The following is a 12,476-nucleotide window of genomic DNA, read 5'->3' on the forward strand; positions in this document are numbered from 1 at the left end:
GACGACGTCAGCGGTGGCGTCGAACTGTTATCGGCAGGCGGACAGGATTTCTGAAGGGTTCTTTTCGAGCACGGTGCGCACCGCTTGAACCAGCAACTGCACTCCCGCGCTGGTTTCGCCGGCACGTCGAACGGTCATGCCGACGGGCCCATCGGTACTGCTTGTATCGAACTGAAGCCTGCACAGGTCGCCGAGCGCCAGCGCTGCTTCGGCCGCTCCTTTCGGCGCAAACCAGACGGCGTCGGTTCGACCCAGCAGCGCCAACGCGAAGGTCGTATCGGTGGCCTCGATCAGTTGCCGGGGCGGCGCGACGCCCCGTGCGTAGAGAAAGCCGTCCGCGGTGTCGCGAACCAATGTGCCCTGCACCGGCAAGATGAGCGGAAAGTCCGCCAAGGCATCCAATGCCGGTTGCCTGGATTTGGCAAGGGGGTGATGGGCCCGGGCGACGAGCATCAGAGGCTCGCTGTAGAGCTGCTCGAAAGCCAGGTCCACCATGGCCGAAGCTTGCGCGAGCCGTCCGAGCACCACGTCGATCTCCCCCTGACGAAGCTGCGTCATCAATTGCGCATTTGTGCCGCTGACCACGCGCACGCGCAGGACGGGATGCGAAGCAGTCAACAACGCAATGGAGGCGGGCAGCAGGCTCGCCGCCATGTTCGGCAGCGCGCCAACGGCGAGGCGGACATGGTCCGTTTCCGGCTGGTCGAGCGCGAGCGACAGCCCCTCCCGCAGTCCACGCAGCATCACGACCGCGTGCCGCACGAGCACTTCGCCTGCGGGCGTCAGATCCACGCCGCGGCGACGGCGCACGAGCAATGGCCGCCCGACGATGTCCTCGAGTTCGGCAATGGTCTTGGACACCGCAGGCTGCGTCAGCGCGAGCGCCTTGGCCGCGCGAACGAGGTTGCGCTCCTGGCCGACGATGGCCAGGCACTGGAGGTGACGCAGTTTCAGGCGGGAGAAATTCATGGCTTGTTGCGCGGCGCTTGAGCAGAGCCGAGATCCAAATATAACGATCAGGAATACCACGCAGAAGAGCTTTCATTTGTGCGGCGGCCATCGCGCTCCTAAAGTGGCCGCATGTCGACGCCGCCTTCCGAGCGTCACGAACGGACTGGAGACAAAACGAATGAACCTGCACTTTGATCGCGCGCGCAGCGCGCCACGCCGAGGCGGCCTGATTGCCAAGGCCGCCCTCGTCATTGCCGCCAGCCTTTGCGCGGTCACGGCCGCCGCCCAGGCGGGATTCCCTGACAAGCCCGTCAAACTCATCACCAACTTTCCGGCGGGCGGCCCGCTGGACATCCTGGGGCGTGCGCTTGCCGTACCGCTTCAACACGAACTCGGGCAGCCTTTCGTCGTCGACAACCGCCCTGGGGCAGGCGGCAACATCGGCGCCGACGCGGTTGCCAAGAGCCCCGCAGACGGCTACGCCGTGCTGCTGAGCATCGACACCACCTTCACGATCAACCCGCATCTCTACAAGAGCATGCCTTTCGCGCCGAAGGACCTGAAGCCGCTGATGATCTTCAGTTCATCCGGGCTCACGTTTGCCGTGAACCCTGCCGTCCAGGCCAAGGACTTCAACGACTTCGTTGCCAAGAGCAAGACACGCGAGATCACCTTCGGCTCTGCCGGGAACGGCAGCCCCGGCCACATCGCTTCGGAAATCTTCTCGACCGTCACTGGCGCGAAGGTGGTCCACGTGCCCTACAAGGGCAATGCGCCGGCCGTGATGGCGCTGCTGTCGAACGAGGTCCAGGCGGGCATCCTCGCGACGCCGGGGCTGCTGCCGCAAATCCAGACCGGCAAGATCACGCCCCTGGCCGTCACCGGACGCCAGCGTGCGCCGCTCCTTCCGCAGGTGCCCACAGTGGGCGAACTGGGCCTCAAGGACCTGGAGTTCGAGGTGCTCTACATGGCGATGGTCCCGGCCGCAACACCGGAGCCTGTCATGGCAACGCTGCGCAAGGCGCTGCAGACTGCCCTCGCGACGCCGGAGGTCAAGGCACGCCTCGCCGCGCTCGACATGGTGGCGCTCGGCGAAACCGGCGATGCAGCCGCGCAGCACCTCGAGAGCGCCCGCGCCCGCTACGGCAAGATCGTCAAGTCGACCGGCATGAAGCTGGATTGAAGCTGGCACGACATGATGTGCGCACCCGTTGCTGCTCAATCCGCCTTGGCGCCGCGCCGCCGGCGGTCCGCCTTGGGCAGCACTGCCTCGGCAACCATCTGTTCCGCATGCAGTTGCAGGCGTGCGAGCGATTGGTTGAGTTGCGTGGCGGCGTCGGCGTCGAGTGCGCCGAGCAGGTCGGTGTTGATGCGGGTCACCAGCGGGAACAGTTCGTCGTACACCTCCCGGCCGCGCTCGGTGAGACACAAGAGCACCTGCCGCCGGTCACCCGCCGGACGCGAGCGAGCGATCAGTTGTTTGTCCACCAGCGAACCGATGGCTTTCGATGTACGCGCGCGATCGAGCTGCGCATGCTCGGCGAGACCGGACGAACTCAGTTCGCCATGGCTCGCCAGCGTGGCAATCAGCCGCCACTCGCGCCGCGTGATGCCGAAGCGCCCCTCGCAGATCCTGATGACCATGCTGCCCGCGACCGAGAGAAGCCGCGACAGCCGATACAGCAGCAGGTCGTCGAGCGGTCGGCGCGGTGCTGGCGTCGGGTTCATCTGGGGTTCATCTGGGGTTAGTCCGGAGAATGGTTGATTAGATCAATCGAGTGTCGCAAATCTAAAGTGATCCGAGGCCGGTTCCTCCCGAAGGCCTGCAGTTCGAACCCATTCCAGGAGACATTCATGCCCCGCACCGATCTCGACCGCCGCAGCCTGGTTGCCGGCCTCTGCGCCCTCGCGCTCTCGCCCCTGGCAAGCGCCGAAGCGGCCTTCACGCCCGGCCAGCCGATCAAGGTGCTGATCGGCGTTCCGGCCGGCGGCACGCAGGACGTGCTGACGCGCGCCATCGCCCAGGAGGTGCGCGACTCGCTCGGCCCGCTGATCGTCGACAACCGTTCGGGCGCATCGGGCCGCATTGCGGTCGAGGCGGTCAAGACCGCGCCGCCCGACGGACGCACCCTGCTGCTCGGCACCGCCAGCATGATGACGATGTACCCGAGCGCGTACGCGAAGCTGTCGTACGACCCGATCAAGGACTTCGTCCCGATCGTCAATGCAGCGCGCTTCGAACTCGCGCTGGTGGTGAGCAAGGACGTGCCGGCCAACACACTGGCCGAGTTCATCACGTGGGCCAGGGCGCAGGGCGACAAAGTCAGCTTCGGCTCGTACGGCGCGGGCACGCCATCGCATTTTCTCGGCGAGATGCTCAATCGCTCGGCGGGGCTCAAGATGGTCCATGTGCCTTACCGGGGCTCTACTCCTGCGCGGCAGGACGTGATGGGCGGGCAGATTCCGGTCTACTTCGACACCGTCGGCGGTGCGCTCCAGATGCAGCCCGGCGGCCGCGTGAAGGTGCTCGCGACCAGCGGCGAGAAGCGCTCGCCGCTGATGCCCGATCTTCCGACTTTCGTCGAGGCCGGGCTGAAAGATGTGGTCGCGACCGCATGGTTCGCCTACTACGCGCCCGCGAAGACGCCGAAGCCGATCGTCGAGAAGCTGCGCGCCGAATTCACCCGCGCGGTCAATTCGCCCGAGGTGAAGCAGCAACTGCTGCAGAACGGCATGTATGTCACCGGCGACGACGCGAACGCACTCCTGAAGACAATGCGCGAAGACACCGCCCGCTGGGCCGTGATCATGAAGGCCGTGAATTTCCAGGCGAATGACTAATGAAATCCGGCTACCAACCCTGAAATCCATGCAACGACCCAACATCATCTTCATCGTCGCCGACGACCTCGGCTATGCGGATCTCGGCTGCTACGGCGGCCGCGAGGCCGACTTCGGGCCTGTGTCGCCGGTGCTCGACCGGATGGCAGCGCGCGGCATCAAGTTCACGCAGGGCTACTCGAACTCGCCGGTGTGCTCGCCCACGCGCTTCGCGATGATCACGGCGCGCTATCAGTACCGCCTGCGCGGCGCGGCCGAAGAGCCGATCAACAGCAAAAGCCGGGGAAGCACGACGCTCGGGATGCCCCCGGAGCACCCGACCTTGCCCTCGATGCTGCGCGACGGCGGCTACCGCACTTCGCTCATCGGCAAATGGCACCTGGGTTCGTTGCCTTCATTCGGGCCACTGCGCTCGGGCTATGAGGAGTTCTTCGGGCCGATGTCGGGGGGCGTCGACTACTTCACCCATTGCGACTCGACCGGACGGCACGATCTGTGGCTTGGCGAGGACGACTGTCAGCAGGAGGGCTACTTGACCGACCTGCTCTCGCGCCGTGCCGTCGACTATGTCGACCGCATGGCGCAGCAGGACGCGCCGTTTTTCCTGAGCCTGCACTACACCGCGCCGCACTGGCCCTGGGAAACCCGCGAAGACGCAGGCCGGGGGCCCCAGGTGAAGGACAACCTGTTCGATCTCGCCGGGGGAAACATCCACGTTTACCGCCGCATGATCCATCACATGGACGAAGGCATCGGCTGGATCATGGATGCGCTCGACAAGCACGGCATGGCCGACAACACACTGGTCGTCTTCACCAGCGACAACGGCGGCGAACGCTTCTCTGACAACTGGCCGCTGGTTGGCGGCAAGATGGACCTCACTGAAGGCGGCATCCGCGTGCCGTGGATTGCGCATTGGCCGGATGTCATTGGCCCCGGCGGCGAAAGCGCGCAGCACTGCATGACGATGGACTGGTCGGCCACCATGCTCGATGCAGCGGGCGTCTCGGCGAACCCGGCCTATCCGCTCGATGGAATCTCGCTGATGCCTGTTCTTCGTGACGCGGCCTCCAGCTTCCGGCGGCCTCTCCATTGGCGCATGAACCATCGCGGCCAGTGCGCAATGCGCGACGGCGACTGGAAGTACCTGCAGGTGGACGGCAACGAATATCTCTTCAATATCCCGGCCGACGAGCGCGAGCGCGCCAATCAGGCGAAGCGCGACCCAGAGCGGCTGGCCGCGATGCGTGCGGCCTGGCAGGCATGGAATGCGACCATGCCGCCCATTCCGGAAGACGCGACGGTCAGCCTCGGCTATTCCACCAAGGACATGCCGCAACGCTGAAGTGCTCAGGTGCGAACGGCAGCCCCGGAGGTGCGGCGCGGCCGCTCGATGTTCGGCAGCAGCACGGCGACGACGCCCAGCAGCGGCAGGTACGCGATGACACGGTACACGTAGTCGATGCTGGTGTGGTCCGCCAGGAGCCCCAGCAGCGCAGCGCCCAGGCCACCCATGCCGAAGGCAAAGCCGAAGAAGAGCCCCGAAACCATGCCCACCTTGCCGGGGATGAGTTCCTGCGCATAGACGAGGATCGCCGAGAACGCCGACGACAGGATCAGCCCGATCAGGATCGTCAACGTGGTTGTCCAGAACAGGTCGGCATGCGGCAGCAGCAATGCGAACGGCGCCACACCCAGGATGGATGCCCAGATCACCGGCTTGCGTCCGATGCGATCGCCGATCGGCCCGCCGGCGAGCGTGCCCAGCGCCGAGGCAAAGAGGAAGACGAACAGGTGATATTGAGAGCTCTGAACCGAGAGCCCGAAGCGTTCTATCAGATAGAAGGTGTAGAAGCTGCTGATGCCTGCGATGTAGAAGTACTTCGAAAAAATCAGCAACAGCAGCACGCCAATGGCGCCGAGCACTTTGCCGCGCGGCAGTGGCGCGGCAGCGGGCCTTCGCGCAGCGCGCGCGCTGGCGGCGGCGTGATGCGCGGCATACCAGCGGCTCACCTGGGACAGCAGCACGATGCCCAGCAGGGCCGCCAGCCCGAACCACGCCACGCTGCGCTGGCCGAAGGGCACGATCACCGCCGCGGCCACCAAAGGTCCGAGCGCGCTGCCGGTGTTGCCGCCAACCTGGAACAGCGACTGCGCCAGCCCGTGCCGCCCACCGGAAGCCATGCGCGCCACGCGGGAAGATTCCGGGTGAAAGATCGACGAGCCGGTGCCCACCAGCGCGGCCGCCAGCAGCAGCATGGCGTAATTTGGCGCAAACGCCAGCAGCACCAGGCCGCACAGCGTGAAACCCATGCCAACCGGCAATGAGTACGGCACCGGCTTGCGGTCGGTATAGAGCCCGACCAAAGGCTGGAACAGCGAGGCGGTCAGTTGGTAGGTCAGCGTGATCAGCCCGATCTGGCCGAAGCTCAGGTGGAAGTCCCCCTTCAACACCGGATAGATCGCGAGGATCAGCGACTGCATCATGTCGTTGATCAGGTGAGAGGCGCTGATGGCTCCCAGGATGCCGAAGGAGACACCGCTCGATGTCGATGCCGCGGAACCGGGTGATGTGTGGGCAGTAGCTGTCGAAGACATGGTGTGGGCGCGAAATTCCGCGCGAGGCTTGCGAAAAAAGCGGATCGTAACGCTAGCATCAGAGCCTGTCGCACGCCATTCGGGCTGCGATCTTCGCGAAAAGGACACCCGCATGAGCCGCACCGCCCGGGCACCGGACCCGGACTTCCTGGCGCAAGTCGACAGCCACCCGGCACCCGTGAGCTGCAGGGCCACCGACTATCCGGCTGGTCACATGATCGCGCCGCATGCGCACACCAAAAGCCAACTGATCTATGCAGTGCACGGGGTCATGATGGTGAGCGCCGGCAAGGGGCGGTGGATCGTCCCACCCACGCGCGGCATCTGGATGCCGGCCGGCCTTCCGCACGCCATTCGTTGCATCGGCGAGCTCCGCATGCGCAGCATCTACGTGCGTCCGGAAGCGGCACCGCAGCTGCCCACGCATTCGCATGCGGTCGGCATTTCGCCGCTGCTGCGCGAATTGATCCAGGCGGCCACTAAAGTGGCTCCAGGCTATACGGAGAATTCGCGCGACGGTCGGGTGATGCGCTTGCTGCTGGATGAACTGCACGCGCTGCCGGTGTTGCCGCTGCACCTGCCACAGCCCACCGACGCACGCCTGCATCGCATCTGCGCGCGCCTGCTGGCAGCGCCCCACGACGCGACAACGCTCGGCGAATGGGCCGGGCTGTTGTCCGTCGACGCCAAGACCTTGCAGCGCGTCTTCGCGCGCGAGACCGGCATGACCTTCAGCAAATGGAGGCAGCAGGCGCGCTTGCTGCACGGCCTGGAGCGGCTCGCCACCGGCGCCAAGGTGGTCGACGTCGCGCTCGCACTGGGCTACGACAGCCCGAGCGCTTTTGCGACCATGTTCAAGCGTCAGTTCGGCCTTCCGCCGAGCGAATTTTTCCGCTGAAGTCGGCCCTCATTTGCCCCTTGCTTTTTTCGCGCTCAGACGGTCATAGCCACTCAACTCCAGGAACCCCTCGCCTTGCAGATCGCCGGTCACCTTCACCGGCCCCTCCCAATAGACATTCCCGGTCGTTCCGCCCGAATCAAACTCGCTGTTGGACGCGAAGGGCTGCACCTTCAGGACGCCAGCCGGAAGCTTGATGTTCCAGTCGAGCACATACCTGATGTTTGTCTTCGGACTGGTCCACGTCGCGCCCGGCGTGAGTTCAATCTCACCCGGCTTGATCGGCACCGATCCCTTGGCATTCGACAAGGTGCCTGCGGTCATGACTTTCCGCTCGTCCATGTCGAAAAGCTCATAGAGCATCAGGTCCGACCCGTCCGAGAGATGAAGCGCGAACCAGTTCCAGCCCAGGGACAAGACGTCGAATTCACCCCACTGGTGATCGAACCACACTTCGCCGGACACTGGGAGCGACTTCGCGCCGACGGCGACGGTGCCTTGCGCCGAAAGCCGCGGGCGCGAGTAGTAGTAGCTGATCCCGCTGTTGCCGAAATCGAGCACGCCCGGCGTTTCCGAGCCTGGGGCACGATGCGCGACTGTCGGGCCCGACTCCTTCAGCTCGACCGAGATGGATGCACCGTCGAAGTCAGCATGCAGCATCTGCGACGAAGGCGACGACGACGCCTGCCATCCTTCCTGCTTGAAATCGAAACCGTTCGGAACGCTCGTCGTGGGGATGCCAGCGGTGCGGGTCTGGCTTACGTAGCGCTTGCCGGTCTGAAGGTCGGTCAGCGCCGCATGCATGGCCGTGTGCTTGACCAGGCCATTGGCCACGAAGACAACCATGTGGAACGCATAGCGAGGGCCGCCCTTCGCTCCGAGAAAGCCGTTGTAGTACCACCATTCCATGGCCGAGCCGTGGGGTGCATCGTCGGCGGGCAGGTTGAGCGGGGGAAGTGCGGAAGTCCGCTCGGCGGGTTTTCGGGTTTCGGCCGTTGGCGCGATGGCTGCGGCGGCAACCGGACTCGGTTCGGTGTCCGAGAGATACAGCACGCCCGCTGCGATGACCGCTCCAACCACAATGACCGTCGCGAAGAAGACCAGCAATCCCTTCTTGTGCGATCGCTTCCGATAAGAGCGCGAACCGCCGGAGGTGGAATGCCTACGGCGTCTTGGAGCGGGATCGTTCGCGTTCATGCTCGGGCGTCCTTTCGTCTTGCGCGTCCTGCGCGTCTTTTGGCGTGCACTCGATCGGCCGACATCTTAGCCAAGCACTGAGGAAAATCGCCCTGGCGGCATTCTTGCGCGACCATAGACACCCATGACCAGCCTCGACGCCCCTGCTCTTTCGCTCATCGAAGCCTGCACCCAGGCATCGCTCGATCTCCTGGCACGCAACCTCACGCGGCACGGCATTCTTGCGGCAAGCCGCACGGAGGCAGCCGAGGCCAGGCGCTATACGCGCATCTTCGGCCGCGACGCCGCAATTTGCGTGATGGCCATGTGCGGCAGCGGCGTGCCGGCGCTGGAAGACGGCGCTGCCGCCAGCCTGGATGCGCTCGCGGCGCAGCAGGCGGGCAACGGGCAGATCCCCAAGTACGTCGATCCGGAAGGTCTGGACGCGGACTTCTGGTACCTGGGCTGTATCGACGCAACTCTATGGTGGCTCATCGCCGTGGACCATGTGCGGCGCCATGGCCGAGTCGAGTCGTCACGCTGGGATGGCGAGGTGAATCGCGCGATCGGATGGCTGCTCGCACAAGAGCACCAGCATTTCCGATTGCTGCAGCAGAACGAGGCCAGCGACTGGGCGGACATCATGCCGCGCTCGGGCTACGTTCTCTATACGAATGCGCTCTGGTATGACGTCAAGCACCGCTACGCGCTCGACAACGCCGAGGCCACGCAGCGCCACTTCAATCACCTGTTCAATCCATTCCAACGCGACCTGCCTGAATACCACCGCGCGCGACTGCTTCGGCACTATGCGCGCCGTGGCCGGCGGGACCCGGGGCTCTATCTCAGCTTCGTCAATCTCTCGTTCGTCGGCGACGAAGGCGACGTGTTCGGCAACATCCTCGCAATCCAGAGTGGGCTGGCCGATGCTTCCATGGCAAAGCGCATCGTCAAGTCCATCGTCGCCGCGCATGCATGCGAACCTTATCCGGTGCGCGTGGTGCTGCATCCGATGTCGCATCACCACGCGCTCTGGCGGGCCTACATGGCGCGCCACCAGCAGAACCTCGTGCACCAGTATCACAACGGCGGCATCTGGCCTTTCGTCGGTGGCTTCTGGGTGATGGCTCTGGCTCGGCTGGGCATGCACGAGATGGCATGGGCCGAGCTTGCCAAACTTGCGCGCACGAACGAACTGGACGGCTGGCGCTTCACCGAATGGTTTCATGGGCGCACGCTCGCGCCGATGGGCATGGCCGGCCAGAGCTGGAATGCGGCGACCTTTCTGCTCGCCAGGCGGGCTCTTCTCGGCGAGGGAACGGCTTGGTGAGATCCCTTTCTTTGAGCTTCGTGGAATTTTCCCGTTGTACAGGACGTATCTGAAGGCACTCAGAGCTTTCCCATTTCGGTTGCGACGGTGGCCGCAAACAATGGAGTCAACCGGGCGAAGAGCGCATATCCAACGTCAGCGAGAGATATAGCGCCCTGATGCCCTCTCATCCATCTAGGGAGGGTCCTACATCGGCCTTCAATGATTTCTTGGAGGTTTGTATGCAGGTCAGCCGCCTGTCCGAATTCAAAACTGGTAGCCATCTGCATCACCGACCTCTTCGCGCGGCAAGGCGGCGCCGGCTGCTGACGATTGCCATGTTGGCAACCACAGGAATCTCCGCCATCGCCTTTGCAGCAGGGATCGCGATGGGCATCAGGCTCGCCCACACTGAACTCGACGAACTCGACCATCATTGCTCGCACCACGCTGATCATCAGGACAGCGGCGGTCCCGAATTGGCGGCCAGAGATACCCTCGACGCGATGCTGCCCATGCGCAAGCTCAAGGCCAAGGCACAGACCACCGTCGCCTGGGAATCAACTCCAGGACGCCCGCCAGTTCACGACGCACGCATTGGTTCTTCATACGGCAATCGAGTCGATCCATTCAAGCGCCGCACGCGCTTTCATTCGGGCATCGATTTCGTCGCCAACAAGGGCACGCCCATTCGCGCCTCCGCAAGCGGGCGTGTCAGCTTCGCCGGCAGAAAGCCCGGCTACGGCAAGCTCGTCGAGATCGATCATGGCAACGGGCTTGTCACGCGCTACGCGCATGCTTCGCGCCTGGTGGTGCGTCGGGGTGATGAGGTGACACCGCTCCAACATGTCGCCGACGTTGGATCCACCGGTCGATCGACCGGACCGCATCTGCACTTCGAGCTTCTCGAAAACGGGGAGCACATCGATCCCGCCGCCTACCTTGAAGCCTTTGCCAAGGACGCCAACAGCCGCGAGCTTTCCGCGTGACGCAAGTCGATCGGACGGGCTGCACGTTGACATTGCCGCCCCGCCGTAGCCAACTTCGGATCCATGAGAATCATCGACGAACAGACGGTGCACCGGCTCTTGCGCATGGACGCGCTGATCCCGGCCATGGAGAAAGCCTTGCTGTCGCTGTCGGCCGGACATGCCGTTCAGCCATTGCGCAATGTGCTGCCCATTGATGCGCACCACGGATTTTTCTTCTCGATGCCTGCGTATGCATCCGGCCAGCTTGGCGCCAAGCTCGTCACCTTTTATCCGCAGAACCGGGGCACCCCAACCCATCACGCCTTGATCATGCTGTTTCGGCCAGAGACCGGCGAGCCCCTGGCCGCCATGGATGGCCGCCTGATCACCGAGATGCGCACGGCAGCGGTCTCGGCTGTCGCGACCAAGCTCCTTGCGCGCCCGGAGGCCTCTTCCCTGGCCATTCTGGGTTCCGGCGTTCAGGCCCGAAGCCATCTGGAGGCCATAAGGATGGTTCGGCAGATCGACGATGTCCGCGTCTGGAGCCCGCACAACGCTGCGGCCTTTGCGCAAGAGCATGGGGCCCGTGCAACAGCATCCGCGGAGGACGCTGTCCGCGGCGCCGACGTGGTGGTCGTCGCGACCACCTCCAGCAGACCGGTGTTGTCGGGGCGGTGGCTCTCACCCGGCACGCACGTGAATGCAGTGGGCGCACCGCGCCCTGAATGGCGTGAACTCGATGATGAAGTGCTGTCGCGCTGCAGGCTCTATGTCGAGTCGCATGAAGCGGCGTCTCGGGAATCGGGCGACGTGATCGCCGCCGGCAGCATCTTTGCTGAGATTGGCGAAGTCATCGCCGGCACCCACCCAGGCAGACAGCAGGCCGACGACATCACCCTTTTCAAATCGGTCGGCGTCGCCGTCGAAGACATCGTCAGCGCGGGCCTCGTGTACGAGCGCTTGATGGATGCAGAGAAGGTACCCTCCGCGACGTCCTGAAACGCAGGTTCGGTCCCCGCATCAATCCTCGATCCAACGCACGGCTTCTTCGAGGTCGGCGCGCGAAGTCCGGAAGCGGTTGGCCGGATGCTCCGGGTCCTCGTAGCCGAACGATATGCCGCAAACGACTTGCCGATCGTCCGGAATGCCGAACCAGCGATGCAGGAACTTCGAGCGTGAAGCGACGGCCGCCTGTGCAATGCAGGCCACGCCGCGGCTGCGCGCCGCGAGCATGAAGTTGCTGACGTAGGCGCCGCAATCAAGTACGCCGTATGCACCGAGTGCGGATTCCGTCGTGATGAGCGCCATGTGCGGCGCACCGAAGAAACTGAAGTTCAGTTCCGCCTGTCTTGCGGACGCAACCCGGTCGCCATGCGCGATGCCTACGCTGTCATAGAGGCCGAATCCGCATTCGCGTCGCCGATCGCGATAGACGCCGCGGTATTCAGCCGGCGGCGCAATGTCGAAGCCCTGATCGGCCAGACCTTCGGGCGATGCCATTGCCTCGCGCAGCCGATCGGTGGCACTCGGGCTCGTCACGGCGACCTGCCAAGGCTGGGAGTTGCACCAGGAAGCCGTACGTTGGGCGCTGCGCAAGATCGCTTCGATGGTGTCACGAGGCACTGCCGCGGACAGGTAGCCGCGGCAGCTGTAGCGCGCATCGAGTACGGCATCGAAAGCCAACGCAAGGGACGGGTCGGGTATCGCTGTGTTCATGTCGGAGCCTGATTGG

General features: G+C 64.4%; 12 protein-coding genes. 7 read left to right on the plus strand and 5 right to left on the minus strand.

The features are described 5' to 3' along the window. Positions 1–27 precede the first annotated feature (27 nt). A complete protein-coding gene (gene pcaQ, locus AC1DEK_RS04725) occupies positions 28–969 on the minus strand; it encodes a pca operon transcription factor PcaQ (protein ID WP_478124063.1) in 942 nt (313 codons plus the stop codon). Positions 970–1,129: 160 nt separating this feature from the next. Here pcaQ and AC1DEK_RS04730 point away from each other — a divergent pair, with 160 nt between their 5' ends. After that, positions 1,130–2,134 (plus strand): Bug family tripartite tricarboxylate transporter substrate binding protein, encoded by a 1,005-nt coding sequence (locus AC1DEK_RS04730; RefSeq protein WP_478124064.1) that lies wholly within the window; start codon positions 1,130–1,132, stop codon positions 2,132–2,134. Between the two features lie 35 nt (positions 2,135–2,169). Here AC1DEK_RS04730 and AC1DEK_RS04735 read toward each other — a convergent pair whose 3' ends face one another. Continuing rightward, positions 2,170–2,679 carry a MarR family winged helix-turn-helix transcriptional regulator gene (locus tag AC1DEK_RS04735; protein ID WP_478124065.1) on the minus strand — a complete coding sequence of 170 codons (510 nt, stop codon included), beginning with the start codon at positions 2,677–2,679 and terminating at the stop codon, positions 2,170–2,172. A 126-nt stretch (positions 2,680–2,805) separates the two neighbouring features. On the opposite strand from AC1DEK_RS04735, the gene AC1DEK_RS04740 reads away from it, so the two are divergent. Together AC1DEK_RS04740 and AC1DEK_RS04745 are read left to right on the plus strand one after the other, a co-directional pair. Then, positions 2,806–3,792 carry a Bug family tripartite tricarboxylate transporter substrate binding protein gene (locus AC1DEK_RS04740; protein ID WP_478124066.1) on the plus strand — a complete coding sequence of 329 codons (987 nt, stop codon included), beginning with the start codon at positions 2,806–2,808 and terminating at the stop codon, positions 3,790–3,792. Positions 3,793–3,820: 28 nt separating this feature from the next. Beyond that, on the plus strand, positions 3,821–5,137 hold the full coding sequence (locus AC1DEK_RS04745) for a sulfatase family protein (RefSeq protein ID WP_478124067.1): 1,317 nt from the start codon (positions 3,821–3,823) through the stop codon (positions 5,135–5,137). Between the two features lie 5 nt (positions 5,138–5,142). On the opposite strand, the gene AC1DEK_RS04750 is transcribed toward AC1DEK_RS04745, so the two are convergent. Then, positions 5,143–6,390: an MFS transporter gene (locus AC1DEK_RS04750; protein WP_478124068.1), complete on the minus strand. Its 1,248-nt coding sequence runs from the start codon at positions 6,388–6,390 to the stop codon at positions 5,143–5,145. Positions 6,391–6,502: 112 nt separating this feature from the next. On the opposite strand from AC1DEK_RS04750, the gene AC1DEK_RS04755 reads away from it, so the two are divergent. Further along, positions 6,503–7,288 carry an AraC family transcriptional regulator gene (locus tag AC1DEK_RS04755; protein WP_478124069.1) on the plus strand — a complete coding sequence of 262 codons (786 nt, stop codon included), beginning with the start codon at positions 6,503–6,505 and terminating at the stop codon, positions 7,286–7,288. 9 nt (positions 7,289–7,297) lie between these two features. Here AC1DEK_RS04755 and AC1DEK_RS04760 read toward each other — a convergent pair whose 3' ends face one another. After that, positions 7,298–8,485 (minus strand): lipocalin family protein, encoded by a 1,188-nt coding sequence (locus AC1DEK_RS04760; RefSeq protein ID WP_478124070.1) that lies wholly within the window; start codon positions 8,483–8,485, stop codon positions 7,298–7,300. Between the two features lie 124 nt (positions 8,486–8,609). Between AC1DEK_RS04760 and AC1DEK_RS04765 the strand changes: the two genes are divergently transcribed. The 3 genes from AC1DEK_RS04765 (at position 8,610) to AC1DEK_RS04775 (ending at position 11,743) form a co-directional block, all read left to right on the plus strand. Continuing rightward, a complete protein-coding gene (locus tag AC1DEK_RS04765; RefSeq protein WP_478124071.1) occupies positions 8,610–9,794 on the plus strand; it encodes a glycoside hydrolase 100 family protein in 1,185 nt (394 codons plus the stop codon). A gap of 317 nt (positions 9,795–10,111) precedes the next feature. Next, positions 10,112–10,762 carry a M23 family metallopeptidase gene (locus AC1DEK_RS04770; RefSeq protein WP_478124072.1) on the plus strand — a complete coding sequence of 217 codons (651 nt, stop codon included), beginning with the start codon at positions 10,112–10,114 and terminating at the stop codon, positions 10,760–10,762. Positions 10,763–10,825: 63 nt separating this feature from the next. Then, a complete protein-coding gene (locus AC1DEK_RS04775) occupies positions 10,826–11,743 on the plus strand; it encodes an ornithine cyclodeaminase family protein (protein WP_478124073.1) in 918 nt (305 codons plus the stop codon). Between the two features lie 21 nt (positions 11,744–11,764). Here AC1DEK_RS04775 and AC1DEK_RS04780 read toward each other — a convergent pair whose 3' ends face one another. Continuing rightward, positions 11,765–12,460: a nitroreductase gene (locus AC1DEK_RS04780; RefSeq protein ID WP_478124074.1), complete on the minus strand. Its 696-nt coding sequence runs from the start codon at positions 12,458–12,460 to the stop codon at positions 11,765–11,767. Positions 12,461–12,476: the final 16 nt, after the last annotated feature.

It is taken from the genome of Variovorax sp. 10N420, assembly GCF_056394705.1.